The 16496-nt window shown below is 52.6% G+C and carries 17 protein-coding genes and 2 pseudogenes; 11 read left to right on the top strand and 8 right to left on the bottom strand.

Features of this window, described 5'->3' with window-relative positions:
* Position 1: 1 nt before the first annotated feature.
* The 7 genes from mhpB to ACJHWT_RS14690 all read left to right on the top strand — a co-directional run bounded on the left by mhpB (position 2) and on the right by ACJHWT_RS14690 (position 6634).
* Complete coding sequence (gene mhpB, locus ACJHWT_RS14720; protein WP_000543457.1) at positions 2-946, top strand: 2,3-dihydroxyphenylpropionate/2,3-dihydroxicinnamic acid 1,2-dioxygenase; 945 nt, start codon at positions 2-4, stop codon at positions 944-946.
* A 17-nt stretch (positions 947-963) separates the two neighbouring features.
* Positions 964-1830, top strand: a complete 867-nt coding sequence (mhpC, locus tag ACJHWT_RS14715) for a 2-hydroxy-6-oxonona-2,4-dienedioate hydrolase (RefSeq protein WP_000121910.1) — start codon at positions 964-966, stop codon at positions 1828-1830.
* Positions 1831-1839: 9 nt separating this feature from the next.
* Complete coding sequence (gene mhpD, locus ACJHWT_RS14710; protein ID WP_000160711.1) at positions 1840-2649, top strand: 2-keto-4-pentenoate hydratase; 810 nt, start codon at positions 1840-1842, stop codon at positions 2647-2649.
* Positions 2646-3596, top strand: coding sequence for an acetaldehyde dehydrogenase (mhpF, locus tag ACJHWT_RS14705; protein WP_000044319.1), 951 nt, complete (start codon positions 2646-2648; stop codon positions 3594-3596). Before mhpD ends, mhpF begins: the two co-directional genes overlap by 4 nt.
* Positions 3593-4606, top strand: coding sequence for a 4-hydroxy-2-oxovalerate aldolase (gene mhpE / locus ACJHWT_RS14700; protein ID WP_001013518.1), 1014 nt, complete (start codon positions 3593-3595; stop codon positions 4604-4606). The genes mhpF and mhpE overlap by 4 nt, the downstream gene beginning before the upstream one ends.
* 175 nt (positions 4607-4781) lie before the next feature.
* Positions 4782-5993, top strand: a complete 1212-nt coding sequence (mhpT, locus tag ACJHWT_RS14695) for a 3-(3-hydroxy-phenyl)propionate transporter MhpT (RefSeq protein ID WP_001317651.1) — start codon at positions 4782-4784, stop codon at positions 5991-5993.
* Positions 5994-6094: 101 nt separating this feature from the next.
* Positions 6095-6634: a DUF2058 domain-containing protein gene (locus ACJHWT_RS14690; RefSeq protein WP_001096705.1), complete on the top strand. Its 540-nt coding sequence runs from the start codon at positions 6095-6097 to the stop codon at positions 6632-6634.
* Between the two features lie 226 nt (positions 6635-6860).
* Here the strand turns inward: ACJHWT_RS14690 and fghA are convergent, their stop codons facing one another.
* From fghA to ACJHWT_RS14655, 7 genes are all read right to left on the bottom strand, one after another.
* Positions 6861-7694: an S-formylglutathione hydrolase gene (gene fghA / locus ACJHWT_RS14685; RefSeq protein ID WP_000419035.1), complete on the bottom strand. Its 834-nt coding sequence runs from the start codon at positions 7692-7694 to the stop codon at positions 6861-6863.
* Positions 7695-7785: 91 nt separating this feature from the next.
* The gene (gene frmA, locus ACJHWT_RS14680; RefSeq protein WP_000842102.1) at positions 7786-8895 is read right to left on the bottom strand and encodes an S-(hydroxymethyl)glutathione dehydrogenase; all 1110 of its coding nucleotides are present in this window, start codon (positions 8893-8895) and stop codon (positions 7786-7788) included.
* Between the two features lie 34 nt (positions 8896-8929).
* A complete protein-coding gene (gene frmR, locus ACJHWT_RS14675) occupies positions 8930-9205 on the bottom strand; it encodes a formaldehyde-responsive transcriptional repressor FrmR (RefSeq protein WP_001141271.1) in 276 nt (91 codons plus the stop codon).
* A gap of 184 nt (positions 9206-9389) precedes the next feature.
* Complete coding sequence (locus tag ACJHWT_RS14670) at positions 9390-10163, bottom strand: YaiO family outer membrane beta-barrel protein (protein ID WP_065203492.1); 774 nt, start codon at positions 10161-10163, stop codon at positions 9390-9392.
* 1 nt (position 10164) lies between these two features.
* Complete coding sequence (locus ACJHWT_RS14665) at positions 10165-10689, bottom strand: acetyltransferase (RefSeq protein ID WP_000582570.1); 525 nt, start codon at positions 10687-10689, stop codon at positions 10165-10167.
* A gap of 34 nt (positions 10690-10723) precedes the next feature.
* Positions 10724-11920 carry a glycosyltransferase gene (locus ACJHWT_RS14660; RefSeq protein ID WP_000860420.1) on the bottom strand — a complete coding sequence of 399 codons (1197 nt, stop codon included), beginning with the start codon at positions 11918-11920 and terminating at the stop codon, positions 10724-10726.
* Between the two features lie 9 nt (positions 11921-11929).
* Positions 11930-12601, bottom strand: a complete 672-nt coding sequence (locus tag ACJHWT_RS14655; protein ID WP_000362014.1) for a PIG-L deacetylase family protein — start codon at positions 12599-12601, stop codon at positions 11930-11932.
* A 606-nt stretch (positions 12602-13207) separates the two neighbouring features.
* Between ACJHWT_RS14655 and tauA the strand changes: the two genes are divergently transcribed.
* The 4 genes and pseudogenes from tauA to tauD all read left to right on the top strand — a co-directional run.
* Positions 13208-14170: a taurine ABC transporter substrate-binding protein gene (tauA, locus tag ACJHWT_RS14650; protein ID WP_001317652.1), complete on the top strand. Its 963-nt coding sequence runs from the start codon at positions 13208-13210 to the stop codon at positions 14168-14170.
* Positions 14171-14182: 12 nt separating this feature from the next.
* Positions 14183-14950: a taurine ABC transporter ATP-binding subunit gene (tauB, locus tag ACJHWT_RS14645; protein ID WP_000939338.1), complete on the top strand. Its 768-nt coding sequence runs from the start codon at positions 14183-14185 to the stop codon at positions 14948-14950.
* Positions 14947-15774 (top strand): taurine ABC transporter permease TauC, encoded by an 828-nt coding sequence (gene tauC, locus ACJHWT_RS14640; protein ID WP_000114579.1) that lies wholly within the window; start codon positions 14947-14949, stop codon positions 15772-15774. Before tauB ends, tauC begins: the two co-directional genes overlap by 4 nt.
* A pseudogene (tauD, locus tag ACJHWT_RS14635) lies at positions 15771-16322 on the top strand (taurine dioxygenase); the annotation flags it as partial. The gene tauC and the pseudogene tauD, both read left to right, overlap by 4 nt.
* A 94-nt stretch (positions 16323-16416) precedes the next feature.
* Here tauD and ACJHWT_RS14630 read toward each other — a convergent pair.
* A pseudogene (locus ACJHWT_RS14630) lies at positions 16417-16496 on the bottom strand (IS200/IS605 family transposase); the annotation flags it as partial.

Below are 16496 nucleotides of genomic sequence, written 5' to 3'. Positions count from 1 at the left end.
TATGCACGCTTATCTTCACTGTCTTTCCCACTCGCCGCTGGTGGGATATGTCGACCCGGCGCAAGAGGTACTCGATGAGGTCAATGGCGTGATTGCCAGCGCCCGCGAGCGTATTGCGGCTTTCTCCCCTGAACTGGTGGTGCTGTTTGCGCCAGATCACTACAACGGCTTTTTCTATGACGTGATGCCACCGTTCTGTTTAGGCGTTGGAGCGACGGCAATTGGTGATTTCGGCAGTGCGGCAGGTGAGCTGCCCGTGCCTGTTGAGCTGGCGGAGGCCTGTGCGCATGCCGTCATGAAGAGCGGAATCGATCTTGCCGTTTCTTACTGTATGCAGGTGGACCACGGGTTCGCCCAGCCGCTGGAGTTCCTGCTCGGTGGGCTGGATAAGGTGCCGGTTCTGCCTGTGTTCATCAACGGTGTCGCCACGCCGTTGCCCGGTTTCCAGCGTACCCGCATGTTGGGGGAAGCCATTGGACGTTTCACCAGCACTCTCAATAAACGCGTGCTGTTCCTTGGGTCCGGTGGGCTTTCCCATCAGCCACCGGTACCAGAACTGGCGAAAGCCGATGCCCATATGCGCGACCGTCTGTTGGGGAGCGGGAAAGATTTACCCGCCAGTGAGCGCGAATTGCGTCAGCAGCGGGTGATTAGCGCCGCTGAGAAGTTTGTTGAGGATCAGAGAACGCTGCATCCGCTCAACCCGATTTGGGATAACCAGTTCATGACTTTGCTGGAGCAGGGACGCATACAGGAACTGGATGCCGTCAGTAACGAAGAGCTTTCCGCCATTGCCGGAAAGTCGACACATGAAATCAAAACCTGGGTCGCCGCTTTTGCCGCTATTTCTGCGTTTGGCAACTGGCGTAGCGAAGGGCGTTATTACCGCCCAATCCCGGAGTGGATTGCCGGATTTGGCTCGTTAAGCGCCAGAACAGAGAACTGAATATGCAGGAGAAGATGATGAGTTATCAGCCACAAACCGAAGCCGCCACCAGCCGTTTTCTGAATGTAGAAGAAGCGGGTAAAACGCTGCGCATCCATTTTAATGACTGCGGACAAGGCGACGAAACTGTTGTCCTGCTGCATGGTTCCGGCCCGGGTGCTACTGGCTGGGCGAACTTCAGCCGCAATATCGATCCGCTGGTAAAGGCGGGCTATCGGGTGATCCTGCTGGATTGTCCGGGTTGGGGTAAGAGCGATTCGATCGTTAATAGTGGTTCACGATCGGATCTTAATGCGCGAATCCTGAAAAGCGTGGTGGATCAACTGGATATCGCCAAAATCCACCTGCTGGGCAACTCGATGGGCGGCCACAGTTCTGTGGCGTTCACCCTTAACTGGCCGGAGCGCGTCGGCAAACTGGTGCTGATGGGCGGCGGTACGGGCGGCATGAGTTTGTTTACGCCGATGCCAACCGAAGGTATTAAGCGACTGAATCAGCTTTATCGTCAGCCGACTATCGAAAACCTGAAGCTGATGATGGATATCTTCGTTTTTGATACCAGCGATTTGACCGACGCCCTGTTTGAAGCGCGCCTGAATAATATGCTGTCGCGCCGCGATCACCTGGAAAACTTCGTTAAGAGCCTGGAAGCCAATCCGAAACAGTTCCCGGATTTTGGCCCACGTCTGGCGGAAATCAAAGCGCAAACCCTGATTGTCTGGGGGCGCAACGACCGCTTTGTGCCGATGGATGCGGGTCTGCGTCTGCTGTCCGGCATTGCCGGTTCTGAACTGCATATCTTCCGCGACTGTGGTCACTGGGCGCAGTGGGAACATGCCGACGCTTTCAATCAACTGGTGCTGAATTTCCTCGCACGCCCTTAAGGAACGGTCATGACGAAGCATACTCTTGAGCAACTGGCGGCGGATTTACGTCGCGCCGCAGAGCAGGGCGAAGCGATTGCGCCGCTGCGCGATCTGATTGGTATCGATAACGCTGAAGCGGCCTACGCCATTCAGCACATCAATGTGCAACACGACGTCGCTCAGGGACGGCGAGTGGTGGGGCGCAAAGTGGGGCTGACGCATCCGAAAGTGCAGCAACAACTGGGCGTTGATCAACCGGATTTCGGGACATTATTTGCCGACATGTGTTATGGCGATAACGAAACCATTCCTTTTTCCCGTGTTCTGCAACCCCGCATTGAAGCGGAGATTGCACTGGTGTTGAACCGCGATCTACCCGCAACCGATATCACCTTCGACGAATTGTATAACGCCATTGAATGGGTACTTCCGGCGCTGGAAGTGGTGGGGAGCCGCATTCGCGACTGGTCGATTCAGTTTGTCGATACCGTGGCAGATAACGCTTCCTGCGGGGTGTATGTCATCGGCGGTCCGGCGCAACGTCCGGCGGGGTTAGACCTGAAAAACTGCGCCATGAAGATGACGCGTAATAACGAAGAGGTTTCCAGCGGGCGCGGCAGCGAATGCCTGGGACATCCGCTTAATGCCGCCGTCTGGCTGGCACGCAAAATGGCCAGCCTGGGTGAACCGCTGCGCGCCGGAGATATCATTCTTACCGGGGCATTAGGTCCGATGGTGGCGGTGAATGCGGGCGATCGTTTTGAAGCCCATATTGAAGGCATAGGTTCAGTTGCTGCGACATTTTCAAGCGCAGCCCCAAAAGGAAATCTGTCATGAGTAAGCGTAAAGTCGCCATTATCGGTTCAGGCAACATTGGCACCGATCTGATGATTAAAATTTTGCGTCACGGCCAGCATCTGGAGATGGCGGTGATGGTCGGCATTGATCCTCAGTCCGACGGTCTGGCGCGTGCCAGACGTATGGGCGTCGCCACCACCCATGAAGGGGTGATCGGGCTGATGAACATGCCTGAATTTGCTGATATCGACATTGTATTTGATGCGACCAGCGCGGGTGCGCATGTGAAAAACGATGCCGCTTTGCGCGAAGCGAAACCGGATATTCGCTTAATTGACCTGACGCCTGCTGCCATCGGCCCCTACTGCGTGCCGGTCGTTAACCTCGAGGAGAACGTCGCTCAACTGAACGTCAACATGGTCACCTGCGGCGGCCAGGCCACCATTCCAATGGTGGCGGCAGTTTCACGCGTGGCGCGTGTTCATTACGCCGAAATTATCGCTTCTATTGCCAGTAAATCTGCCGGACCTGGCACGCGTGCCAATATCGATGAGTTTACGGAAACCACTTCGCGCGCCATTGAAGTGGTGGGTGGCGCGGCAAAAGGGAAGGCGATTATTGTGCTTAACCCAGCAGAGCCACCGTTGATGATGCGTGACACGGTGTATGTATTGAGCGACGAAGCTTCACAAGATGATATCGAAGCCTCAATCAATGAAATGGCTGAGGCGGTGCAGGCTTACGTACCGGGTTATCGCCTGAAACAGCGCGTGCAGTTTGAAGTTATCCCGCAGGATAAACCGGTTAATTTGCCGGGCGTGGGGCAGTTCTCCGGACTGAAAACGGCGGTCTGGCTGGAAGTCGAAGGCGCAGCGCATTATCTGCCTGCCTATGCAGGCAACCTCGACATTATGACTTCCAGTGCGCTGGCGACAGCGGAAAAAATGGCCCAGTCACTGGCGCGCAAGGCAGGAGAAGCGGCATGAACGGTAAAAAACTTTATATCTCGGACGTCACGTTGCGTGACGGTATGCACGCCATTCGTCATCAGTATTCGCTGGAAAACGTTCGCCAGATTGCCAAAGCACTGGACGATGCCCGCGTGGATTCGATTGAAGTGGCCCATGGCGACGGTTTGCAGGGGTCCAGCTTTAACTATGGTTTCGGCGCACATAGCGACCTTGAATGGATTGAAGCAGTGGCGGATGTGGTGAAGCACGCCAAAATCGCGACGTTGTTGCTGCCAGGAATCGGCACTATCCACGATCTGAAAAATGCCTGGCAGGCTGGCGCGCGGGTGGTTCGTGTGGCAACGCACTGCACCGAAGCTGATGTTTCCGCCCAGCATATTCAGTATGCCCGCGAGCTCGGAATGGACACCGTTGGTTTTCTGATGATGAGCCATATGACCACGCCGGAGAATCTCGCAAAGCAGGCAAAGCTGATGGAAGGCTACGGTGCGACCTGTATTTATGTGGTGGATTCTGGCGGTGCGATGAACATGAGCGATATCCGTGACCGTTTCCGCGCCCTGAAAGCAGTGCTGAAACCAGAAACGCAAACCGGCATGCACGCTCACCATAACCTGAGTCTTGGCGTGGCGAACTCTATCGCGGCGGTGGAAGAGGGCTGCGACCGAATCGACGCCAGCCTCGCGGGAATGGGCGCGGGCGCAGGTAACGCGCCGCTGGAAGTTTTTATTGCCGCCGCGGATAAACTGGGTTGGCAGCATGGGACCGATCTCTATGCGTTAATGGATGCCGCTGACGACCTGGTGCGTCCGTTGCAGGATCGACCGGTACGAGTCGATCGCGAAACGCTGGCGCTGGGATACGCTGGTGTTTACTCGAGCTTCCTGCGTCACTGTGAAACGGCGGCGGCGCGTTATGGCTTAAGCGCGGTGGATATTCTCGTTGAGCTGGGCAAACGCCGGATGGTTGGCGGCCAGGAGGATATGATCGTCGACGTGGCGCTGGATCTGCGCAACAACAAATAATGATGACTGCCGAGAACGTGCATTTTGTATGCCCATCCCAGCACGACTGCCGGATGCGGCGTAAACGCCTTATCCGGCCTATATTTCGCCCGTAGGCAGTCATTAAATGGTTCTGATTACGCGGCTGACAATGTATCAGCCGCGATTCACCTGCACTCGCAACGAGGTTCATCTTATGTCGACTCGTACCCCTTCATCATCTTCAACCCGCCTGATGCTGACCATCGGGCTTTGTTTTTTGGTCGCTCTGATGGAAGGACTGGATCTTCAGGCGGCTGGCATTGCGGCGGGTGGCATCGCCCAGGCTTTCGCACTCGATAAAATGCAAATGGGCTGGATATTCAGCGCCGGAATACTCGGTTTGCTACCCGGCGCGTTGGTTGGCGGAATGCTGGCGGACCGTTATGGTCGCAAGCGCATTTTGATTGGCTCAGTTGCGCTGTTTGGTTTGTTCTCACTGGCAACGGCGATTGCCTGGGATTTCCCCTCACTGGTCTTTGCGCGACTGATGACCGGTGTCGGGCTGGGGGCGGCGTTGCCGAATCTGATCGCCCTGACGTCTGAAGCCGCGGGTCCACGTTTTCGTGGGACGGCAGTGAGCCTGATGTATTGCGGTGTTCCCATTGGCGCGGCGCTGGCGGCGACACTGGGTTTCGCGGGGGCAAACTTAGCATGGCAAACGGTGTTTTGGGTAGGTGGTGTGGTGCCGTTGATTCTGGTGCCGCTATTAATGCGCTGGCTGCCGGAGTCGGCGGTGTTCGCTGGCGAAAAACAGGCCGCGCCTCCACTGCGTGCGTTATTTGCGCCAGAAACGGCAACCGCGACGCTGCTGCTGTGGTTGTGTTATTTCTTCACTCTGCTGGTGGTCTACATGTTGATCAACTGGCTACCGCTGCTTTTGGTGGAGCAAGGATTCCAGCCATCGCAGGCGGCAGGGGTGATGTTTGCACTGCAAATGGGTGCGGCAAGCGGGACGTTAATGTTGGGCGCATTGATGGATAAGCTGCGTCCAGTAACCATGTCGCTACTGATTTATAGCGGCATGTTAGCTTCGCTGCTGGCGCTGGGAACGGTGTCGTCATTTAACGGTATGTTGCTGGCGGGATTCGTCGCGGGGTTGTTTGCGACAGGTGGGCAAAGCGTTTTGTATGCCCTGGCACCGTTGTTTTACAGTTCGCAGATCCGCGCAACAGGTGTGGGAACAGCCGTGGCGGTAGGGCGTCTGGGGGCTATGAGCGGTCCGTTACTGGCCGGGAAAATGCTGGCATTAGGCACTGGCACGGTCGGCGTAATGGCCGCTTCTGCACCGGGTATTCTTGTTGCTGGCCTGGCAGTGTTTATTTTGATGAGTCGGAGATCAAGAATGCAGCCGTGTGCCGATGCCTGACGCGCCTTATTAAGCAGGGGCGAAAGGGACTTGCCCCCAATACACCTACGGCGTTTACAGGTATACTCGCTAAAAATTATTCAGCGGGTTTGGAAACAAAGATGGCAAAACTTACCTTACAAGAGCAGTTGCTCAAAGCAGGATTAGTCACCAGCAAAAAAGCAGCGAAGGTGGAGAGAACGGCGAAAAAATCGCGCGTTCAGGCGCGTGAAGCTCGGGCGGCGGTAGAAGAAAATAAAAAGGCACAGCTTGAGCGTGATAAACAGCTTAGCGAACAGCAAAAACAAGCGGCGTTGGCGAAAGAATATAAAGCCCAGGTGAAGCAGCTCATTGAAATGAACCGAATCACCATTGCCAATGGCGATATTGGTTTTAACTTCACTGACGGCAATCTGATTAAGAAGATTTTTGTCGATAAGCTCACACAGGCGCAGTTGATTAATGGTCGTCTGGCGATTGCCCGCTTGTTGGTCGATAACAATAGCGAAGGTGAATACGCCATTATTCCCGCTAGTGTTGCCGATAAAATTGCTCAGCGTGATGCCAGCAGTATTGTGTTGCACAGCGCGCTCAGCGCCGAAGAGCAGGATGAAGACGATCCGTATGCCGACTTCAAAGTGCCTGATGATTTGATGTGGTAAACATAGATAAGCCGTGCAGTGATGCCTGATGCGACGCTTACGCGTCTTATCAGGCCTACGGTTTACGGGCGAAGTGTAGGCCGGATAAGGCGTTCACGCCGCATCCGGCAGCCGTGCGCAGATGCCTGATGCGACGCTTTTCGCGTCTTATCAGGCCTACGGCTTACGGGTGAAATGTAGGCCGGATAAGGCGTTTACGCCGCATCCGGCATGCGTGCGCGGATGCTCAACGCATATTCAGTTTATTGGCGTGGTACGCAATATGCTCGCCAATAAAACTGGAGACAAAATAATAGCTGTGATCATAACCCTCGTGATAACGGATTAACGTTTTGATATTCATCTCCTGGCAGATCTTTTCAAGATTTGGAGTCCGCAGCTGTTCTGCGTAAAAATCATCACTCAACCCCTGATCAACCATTATTTCCGCAACGCGTTGACCTTGTGAAATAAGACTCACCGGATCGTAATCCAACCAGGCATCTTTATTTTCACCAAGATATGCGGTAAAGGCTTGCTGTCCCCACGGTACTTGCGATGGGGAGACAATGGGCGAAAACGCCGAGACGCTGACATATTCATCTGGGTTACGTAACGCCAGCACCAGCGCGCCCAGCCCGCCCATAGAATGACCTGAGATAGACTTTCTGGTCGTTGCCGGAAAATGTTGCATCACTAAATCCGGCAGCTCGTTGTGGATATAATCATACATTTTGTAATGTTCATTCCACGGCGCTTGCGTTGCGTTCAGGTAAAACCCGGCACCTTGCCCGAGATCGTAACGGTCGGCATCTGCGACATGACTGCCTCGCGGACTGGTGTCTGGCGCAACAACAATAATGTTGTGCTCCGCCGCGTAACGTTGCATCCCCGATTTAGTAATGAAATTCTGCTCGTTGCAGGTCAGGCCTGAAAGCCAGTACAGCACCGGTAATTTTTCATTCGCGGCTTTTGGTGGGAGATAGACGCCGACATTCATTTCACATTTCAGTGATGGGGAATAATGCCGATACACATTTTGCCAGCCGCCAAAGCTAGCATGTTTTTCAATGAGTTCCATCAGTCATTATCTCATGGTTAATCCCCCGGGCGGCTGCCCGGGGAGAGTATTAAGAACCCCGTCTGAACTGGACGGGTAAACCTGCGGGAAATCAGTAACGAATTACGGTTCGAATGGATTTGCCTTCATGCATCAGGTCGAAGGCGTCATTAATTTCATCCAGGCTCATGGTATGCGTGACAAACGGTTCCAGATCGATATCGCCTTTCATCGCATCTTCAACCATACCCGGTAACTGGGAACGACCTTTCACGCCGCCAAACGCGGAACCTTTCCATACGCGACCGGTGACCAACTGGAATGGACGGGTGGAGATTTCCTGACCAGAACCAGCTACCCCGATGATCACCGACTGACCCCAGCCGCGGTGCGCACTTTCCAGCGCCGCACGCATCACGTTGACGTTACCGATGCATTCAAAGGTATGGTCGATACCCCATTTGTTGATATCCAGCAGGACATCTTTAATCGGTTTGTCGTAGTCATTCGGGTTAATGCAGTCGGTAGCACCGAAGCGACGCGCCAGATCGAATTTCTTCGGGTTCGTATCAATAGCGATAATCCGTCCCGCTTTCGCCTGACGCGCGCCCTGAACCACTGCCAGACCAATCGCGCCAAGACCAAATACGGCAACAGAATCACCTGGCTGGACTTTAGCCGTGTTGTGTACCGCACCAATACCGGTGGTCACGCCACAGCCCAGCAGGCAGACGTGTTCGTGGTTTGCTTCTGGATTAATTTTGGCCAGAGACACTTCCGCGACCACGGTGTATTCACTGAATGTAGAGCATCCCATGTAGTGATAAAGCGGCTGCCCGTTGTAAGAAAAACGGGTGGTGCCGTCTGGCATCAGGCCTTTACCCTGGGTTTCGCGAACCGCAACACAGAGGTTGGTTTTGCCGGAACGACAGAACTCACACTCGCCGCACTCTGCGGTGTAAAGCGGGATCACATGGTCGCCAGGTTTGACGCTGGTTACGCCTTCACCGACTTCAACCACAACGCCGGCCCCTTCGTGACCGAGAACTACCGGGAATACACCTTCCGGGTCATCGCCGGAGAGGGTAAATGCATCGGTATGGCAAACGCCGGTATGGGTGACTTTAATCAGCACTTCACCTTTTTTCGGTGGTGCAACGTCAATTTCAACGATTTCCAGCGGTTTACCGGGAGCAAATGCAACGGCAGCACGTGATTTCATCTCTCGCTCTTCCTCAATATGGTAATAGATTCAGCTATTTAAGATAGGCACGAACCAGTTCAATAGTGTCGTCAACGGATTGGCTGACTTCGCGGCTGTAGCAGTCATTTCGGTCAAACGTTTCCCGGATATGGCTTTCAAGCACTTCTGCCATCAGCCCGTTAGCCGCGCCCCGAACGGCAGCGATCTGTTGGAGTATGGCACGGCATTCGGCATCACCCTCCAGCGACCGTTCCAGAGCATCAATCTGCCCCCGAATACGACGAACTCGAGTAAGGACCTTTTTCTTCTCTTCCGGAGTACTGGGCATTTCGCACCTCATCATCTGCACGCAATATACTATAGGGGGGTATGCTATATGTCAATACATACCCCCCTATAGTATATAACACTGGAGAATAAAATTTATCCGGTGAATGTAGTCGGATAACAAAAAGGAAAGAGGGGCCTAATCGACAGGGAAGGCCGCCCCGGATAGCGGGCGGCAGAAGGAATTAGAATTTCCAGGTCAGATGGGCTGCAAGTTGCAGACCGTTATAATCATCGGTTGGGGTGTCGTACCACACTTTACCTGCCGTCAGCCCGAGATTAAGTTGCTCAGTCAGCGGTTGAATACGTTGCAGACTGACGCTCTTCATGCTGCCGTAGCGTGTTTCTGGCGTCCAGTCATAGGTGTAAGCGCCTGTTCCGCGGCTTAGCCATAGTTGCGTATAACCAGTGCCGCGCGGGTCATTCAGACGCACGGAAATCATATTGCTGTAACTACCACCTGCATCGCTGGAGTCATAATGGGTATAGCGGTAGCTGGAGATCACCGGGCCAGTATAGAATGATATGCCGCCTTGCCAGGCATCGACTTCGACATCATCGTAATATTTAGTGTAGCGATAACCGGTCGTGAAAAGCGTTTTTGGCAACAGGGCCAGGTTAATATCCTGACGAAAATCCTGGCGGGCAAAGACCGGCGTATTATCCGCAAAGGCAATACCCGTTCGGGTTGTCAGCCAGTTATTCCATTTATACCAGACCGCACCCTGACCGCGAGTGGCATTGAAATATTCAGTTTCATAATCACGACGCCCCTGGGAAAGATTAAAAAGCAGCGTTGCGTTTTCAACTTTCGCCACCAGTTCAGCATACGCTAAATTACGGTTGCCATGATCGCCAGAATAATCGGTAAAATCGTAGCCCGCGGTAATGGAAGTTAACCCGGCATAAACGGGTAATGCGCTAAAAATTGCCGCCGCTAATAACGTCCGTTTTATCATTTTAATCTCCTGTACGGATAAGTTCTTGTCGGAGTGAATAAGTTCCGGTAGGTAAATTACGTTCTACAATCACGCGCGGGCCAAGTTGCGTGTTCGGGGAAATAATTCGCCCAGGCAAAATAATAACTTGTACGCCAAGGCGTGAACGCTGCCCGATATAACAACCTAATTTATCGCATCCGGTAGCGATAATTCCCTCTGGAGTTCGAACAGACACGGGCTGTTCATCCAGACGATGATTACTGGTTCGTACTTGTGCGCCCAAATATGCCTGGTTTGCAACTACCGAGTCGGCAATAAAGCATTGCGGACCAATCGTTGCTTCCGCTTCAATAACCGCATTTTTAATTTCGGTGGCAAAACCAATTTTTACGCCATTGCTGATTATTGTGCCAGGACGAATAAACGCATAATTACCTATCAGGCAGTTTGCGCCAATCACTACCGGACCCTGAATAACGGCACCGTGGCAAATACGGGTATTCGCGCCGATAACAACCTCACCGGCACTTTCATCAATAATCACCTGGTCTGCAATCTGAATATTTTTCTCTTTAACATTAAGCTTCAGATAGTTTTTCAGTTCCTGTGACAGAAGGGTGGGAATAAGCGGTTGACGCTTCCACCAGTGCGGAATAGCGGGTGGGTTTGTCGCGCTGAGGTTCGCGTCCAGTAAAAAAGGCAATAAGTCCATAAATAATCCAGATGGCATAAGCTAATAATACATACACAACGGAAAGCGGTGCTAAAGGCACCAACAACCAGCAACGATGAAACCAGGCGCTAAATGCACCAATAACACAAACTACGCCGACCCAGATAAGCGGGAACATTGCCAACACCACACCATGTGGCCCGGTGGTGATGAATTCATTAAACCAGGTAGTGAGATAAATCCCAACGCCATAAAGCACAACCAACAGCATAGGAAATATACTGAAGATACCGAAGCGGCTAAATAAAAGTCTTTTATGCAGGCGCATACAGACCGCGTAGCCCACAATCCAACGCCGCCAGCGACGCCATTCCTCACGCGGGCTGTTGCATTCCTGTGGGTATACGATGCAGCGATTCGCCTGCCGAATACGATAGCCGTTTGCCACCAATGTCCAGGTGAGATCAAGGTCTTCGACTTTAGTACGATCAGAGAAACCGAACTTACGCAATACATCAGTACGGAACATCCCGCAGGCACCGCTGATAATAAACGGTGCGCCGCCCAGGAGCTGCTGTAGCGTGCGCTTCATAACAATCATCGGCAACTTTACGGTCGCGCGGATGTGCGGTAACAGACCCGCGCCTTTCAACGCAGTAGAGGGAATGCCGCCTACGGCATCAGCACCGCGCTCTATTTCTGCCAGCATATAGCCCATTCCGTCTTGATCGGGCGGAACATAGGTGTCGGCATCACTTAAAAAAACCTGATCGCAGGTGGCGTAATTGAGGCCATTCATTAGCGCACCACCTTTACCGGTATTTTTTTGCGTGACGGCAATAAAGCGGTCGCCCCATTTGCGTTTGACTTCCGCCATGACCGCTTCGGTATTGTCCGTGGAGCCGTCGTTAACGCAAATTACCCGGCAGAAATAAGGGTTACGCAGCAGATTATCCAGTGACTGCGCCAGACACGGGCCTTCGTTATAAGCAGGTATAATGGCGTCAATACAGCCTTTCTTTTGGCTGGGCTTACGCCTTAACGTACTCAGAAACCATAGCAATATTGCTACGGCCATACATATAAAGATCCAGGTTTTCATGCAATTTGCTCAAAGAATCATTTTATGAATAACAAAACCTTCACCCAGATCGCTATTGACCTGTTGCCCGCGAAATTGAGCAACTGCACGCAGACGCTCCGGGCGCATATAATCTCGCTGGCTCTGACTTTTATGTTTTTTTAACGCAGTCAGTTTAAGAGAAAAATATTCTTCTTTCACGGATTCAAAAACCTGAGGCATAAATGAAAGCCAGGTACTTGGTGTTTCATAGCCGAGAATTTGCGGAATAGCGCGACAGGCAACCATTGAGGCTTGATAGACTGCAAGATGATCCTGATGGCGGTCAGCATCATGCATGGTATATACACGTATAATTTCAACATCAGAGGGAATTTGATTTTTTATGATATTTTCCAGGGCAGAAATCATATCATTGAGCTGTAAATGAGCGCGGGTGTCAGCAAAATTAAGATGAATAGTTTGGTGGCACCCTAATATCTTTAGAGCGTTGCGTGATTCTTCGTGGCGATCGATTATTCCATCTACGCCAGAATTACCGGTAGTCATCACCACGGTAGCAATATAAATTCCTTTTTGCGCAAGGCGAGCTAGCGATGCGCCACAGCCTAATTCTATATCGTCAGGATGCGCGCCAATGGCAAGGATACCCTTTCTTTTATTTGCCGAAGAAAGGATCGCTGAATCTAAAACCTTATCCACTTTATGACACTCCATTTTATTTATTATACTACAAGCACAACGACGCCCGCAGAGACGTAACCTCTGACGCAGACAGATGCTAATTTTTAAGTGTTAAAAATAGCTGATAGCTGAAAAACAAGGGGCTGCCAGGTACGGGGATAAGACTGTGTAATCTTTATGTAGTTCATATGTTAAGTGTTTGTGTGTTTGGTTTGTATGGTTATTTTGTTTTATATATTGTATTTAAATGTGATTTAGTTTGTCAATTAATTGCATATTAAAAATATGTTCTATGCACAAATATGGGTTATATACATTATGTGAATGTATTATGTGGTTGATTGAGAATGATACAGTTATATATGCAATGTGAATATAATGGTTTCATTATATGTATTGCTGTTAATAAAATAAAAGACATTATAATCTGCTTGTTTATGTATTAATAAAATGAAGTGCAGTAACTTACTGAATTGTCAGAGTGGGTGTAATTGCATATTTAATCTTTCCTTTGCCACTTTTTCGCTAAGAATAAAATCATCTGTGCGATAACAACTAATTCTTTTAATGAATGTTTTTATTCCTGAATACTGCTCCCATAACAAGACAGGGGAGCAGACAATCATGGCAATTTCATCGCGTAACACACTTCTTGCCGCACTGGCATTCATCGCTTTTCAGGCACAGGCGGTGAACGTCACTGTGGCGTATCAAACTTCAGCCGAACCGGCGAAAGTGGCTCAGGCCGACAACACCTTTGCTAAAGAGAGCGGGGCGAGCGTTGACTGGCGTAAGTTTGACAGCGGAGCCAGCATCGTGCGGGCGCTGGCTTCGGGCGACGTGCAAATCGGCAACCTCGGTTCCAGCCCATTAGCGGTGGCAGCCAGCCAACAAGTGCCGATTGAAGTCTTCTTACTGGCGTCAAAACTGGGTAACTCCGAAGCGCTGGTGGTAAAGAAAACTATCAGCAAACCCGAAGATCTGATTGGCAAACGCATCGCCGTACCGTTTATCTCCACCACCCACTACAGCCTGCTGGCGGCGCTGAAACACTGGGGTATTAAACCTGGGCAAGTGGAGATTGTGAACCTGCAGCCGCCCGCGATTATCGCTGCCTGGCAGCGGGGAGATATTGATGGTGCTTATGTCTGGGCACCGGCGGTTAACGCGCTGGAAAAAGACGGCAAGGTGCTGACCGATTCTGAACAGGTCGGGCAGTGGGGTGCGCCGACGCTGGATGTTTGGGTAGTGCGGAAAGATTTTGCCGAGAAACATCCAGAGGTCGTGAAAGCGTTCGCCAAAAGCGCCATCGATGCTCAGCAACCGTACATTGCTAACCCAGACGCGTGGCTGAAACAGCCTGAAAACATCAGCAAACTGGCGCGGTTAAGCGGCGTGCCTGAAGGTGACGTTCCGGGGCTGGTGAAGGGGAATACCTATCTGACGCCGCAGCAGCAAACGGCAGAACTGACCGGACCGGTGAACAAAGCGATCATCGACACCGCGCAGTTTTTGAAAGAGCAGGGCAAAGTCCCCGCCGTGGCGAATGATTACAGCCAGTACGTTACCTCGCGCTTCGTGCAATAAAAGGAGGCGCAGATGCTGCAAATTTCTCATCTTTACGCCGATTATGGCGGCAAACCGGCACTGGAAGATATCAACCTGACGCTGGAAAACGGCGAGCTTCTGGTGGTGCTGGGGCCGTCTGGCTGCGGCAAAACTACGTTGCTGAATTTGATTGCTGGTTTTGTGCCTTATCAGCATGGCAGCATTCAACTGGCGGGTAAGGGTATTCAGGGACCGGGAGCAGAGCGTGGCGTAGTTTTTCAGAATGAAGGGCTGTTACCGTGGCGCAATGTACAGGACAACGTGGCGTTCGGCCTGCAACTGGCAGGTGTAGAGAAAATGCAGCGACTGGAAATCGCACACCAGATGCTGAAAAAAGTCGGGCTGGAAGGCGCAGAAAAACGCTACATCTGGCAGCTTTCCGGTGGTCAACGTCAGCGGGTGGGGATTGCCCGCGCGTTGGCGGCAAATCCCCAGCTGTTATTACTCGACGAACCGTTTGGTGCGCTGGACGCCTTCACCCGCGACCAGATGCAAACCCTGCTGCTGAAACTCTGGCAGGAGACGGGCAAGCAGGTGCTGTTGATTACCCACGATATAGAAGAAGCGGTGTTTATGGCGACTGAACTGGTTCTGCTTTCACCCGGCCCAGGCCGTGTGCTGGAGCGGCTGCCGCTCAACTTTGCTCGCCGCTTTGTTGCCGGGGAACCGAGCCGCAGCATCAAGTCCGATCCACAATTCATCGCCATGCGCGAATATGTTTTAAGCCGCGTATTTGAGCAACGGGAGGCGTTCTCATGAGTGTGCTCATTAATGAAAAACTGCATTCGCATCGGCTGAAATGGCGCTGGCCGCTCTCGCGTCAGGTGACCTTAAGCATTGGTACGTTAGCGGTTTTGCTCACTGTATGGTGGGCAGTCGCGGCGCTGCAACTGATTAGCCCGCTGTTTTTGCCGCCACCGCAACAGGTACTTGCAAAACTGCTCACCATTGCCGGGCCGCAGGGATTTATGGACGCCACGCTGTGGCAGCATCTGGCAGCCAGCCTGACGCGCATTTTGCTGGCGCTACTCGCGGCGGTGTTGATCGGTATTCCGGTCGGGATCGCCATGGGGCTAAGCCCGACGGTGCGCGGCATTCTGGATCCGATAATCGAGCTTTATCGTCCGGTGCCGCCGCTGGCTTATTTGCCGCTGATGGTGATCTGGTTTGGTATTGGCGAAACCTCGAAGATCTTACTGATCTATTTAGCGATTTTTGCGCCGGTGGCGATGTCGGCGCTGGCGGGGGTGAAAAGCGCGCAGCAGGTTCGCATTCGTGCCGCCCAGTCGCTGGGTGCCAGCCGTGCGCAGGTGCTGTGGTTTGTCATTTTGCCCGGCGCGCTGCCGGAAATCCTCACCGGATTACGCATTGGTCTGGGTGTGGGCTGGTCTACGCTGGTGGCGGCGGAGCTGATTGCCGCAACGCGCGGTTTAGGATTTATGGTTCAGTCAGCGGGTGAATTTCTCGCGACTGACGTGGTGCTGGCGGGGATCGCGGTGATTGCGATTATCGCCTTTCTTTTAGAACTGGGTCTGCGCGCGTTACAGCGCCGCCTGACGCCCTGGCATGGAGAAGTACAATGAGTGAACGTCTGAGCATTACCCCGCTGGGGCCGTATATTGGCGCACAAATTACGGGGGCCGACTTAACGCGCCCGTTAAGCGATAATCAGTTTGAACAGCTTTACCATGCGGTGCTGCGCCATCAGGTGGTGTTTCTGCGCGATCAAGCTATTACGCCGCAGCAGCAACGCGCGCTGGCCCAGCGTTTTGGCGAGCTGCATATTCACCCTGTTTACCCTCATGCTGAAGGGGTTGACGAGATCATCGTCCTGGATACCCATAACGATAATCCGCCGGATAACGACAACTGGCACACCGATGTGACATTTATTCAAACGCCACCCGCAGGGGCGATTCTGGCGGCGAAAGAGTTACCCTCGACCGGCGGCGATACGCTCTGGGCCAGTGGTATTGCCGCATATGAGGCGCTCTCTGTTCCCTTCCGCCAGCTGTTGAGCGGGTTGCGTGCGGAGCATGATTTCCGTAAATCGTTCCCGGAATACAAGTACCGCAAAACCGAGGCTGAGCATCAACGCTGGCGTGAGGCGGTCGCGAATAAATATCCTCCGGCATAGCCGGAGGTTTTTCAAATGCGCCTATAAGGCTCTCTTACCAGCCGCGCCCTAACAGGTGCACACGATCTGACATTTGCATCCAACTTCGTTACTTACGGCCCGTAAACGGGCTGCCCGGATAGGGAATCGATAACTGCTCTCCCATTTTATCCTCTTCAAGCTGGTGCT

The organism is Escherichia sp. WS338, assembly GCF_046486405.1.
Taxonomy (GTDB): Bacteria; Pseudomonadota; Gammaproteobacteria; order Enterobacterales; family Enterobacteriaceae; genus Escherichia; species Escherichia coli.
The sequence above is the reverse complement of the archived record's forward strand: the minus strand, read 5'-3'. Positions and strand labels throughout refer to the sequence as shown.

Coding starts and splice junctions, on each gene's coding strand:
- ACJHWT_RS14660 (WP_000860420.1), bottom strand. CDS start 11,920: ATGAAAACCTGGATCTTTATATGTATGGCCGTAGCAATATTGCTATGG.
- mhpD (WP_000160711.1), top strand. CDS start 1,840: ATGACGAAGCATACTCTTGAGCAACTGGCGGCGGATTTACGTCGCGCC.
- fghA (WP_000419035.1), bottom strand. CDS start 7,694: ATGGAACTCATTGAAAAACATGCTAGCTTTGGCGGCTGGCAAAATGTG.
- mhpC (WP_000121910.1), top strand. CDS start 964: ATGAGTTATCAGCCACAAACCGAAGCCGCCACCAGCCGTTTTCTGAAT.
- tauB (WP_000939338.1), top strand. CDS start 14,183: ATGCTGCAAATTTCTCATCTTTACGCCGATTATGGCGGCAAACCGGCA.
- tauA (WP_001317652.1), top strand. CDS start 13,208: ATGGCAATTTCATCGCGTAACACACTTCTTGCCGCACTGGCATTCATC.
- mhpE (WP_001013518.1), top strand. CDS start 3,593: ATGAACGGTAAAAAACTTTATATCTCGGACGTCACGTTGCGTGACGGT.
- ACJHWT_RS14670 (WP_065203492.1), bottom strand. CDS start 10,163: ATGATAAAACGGACGTTATTAGCGGCGGCAATTTTTAGCGCATTACCC.
- frmA (WP_000842102.1), bottom strand. CDS start 8,895: ATGAAATCACGTGCTGCCGTTGCATTTGCTCCCGGTAAACCGCTGGAA.
- ACJHWT_RS14690 (WP_001096705.1), top strand. CDS start 6,095: ATGGCAAAACTTACCTTACAAGAGCAGTTGCTCAAAGCAGGATTAGTC.
- tauC (WP_000114579.1), top strand. CDS start 14,947: ATGAGTGTGCTCATTAATGAAAAACTGCATTCGCATCGGCTGAAATGG.
- mhpF (WP_000044319.1), top strand. CDS start 2,646: ATGAGTAAGCGTAAAGTCGCCATTATCGGTTCAGGCAACATTGGCACC.
- mhpT (WP_001317651.1), top strand. CDS start 4,782: ATGTCGACTCGTACCCCTTCATCATCTTCAACCCGCCTGATGCTGACC.
- mhpB (WP_000543457.1), top strand. CDS start 2: ATGCACGCTTATCTTCACTGTCTTTCCCACTCGCCGCTGGTGGGATAT.
- frmR (WP_001141271.1), bottom strand. CDS start 9,205: ATGCCCAGTACTCCGGAAGAGAAGAAAAAGGTCCTTACTCGAGTTCGT.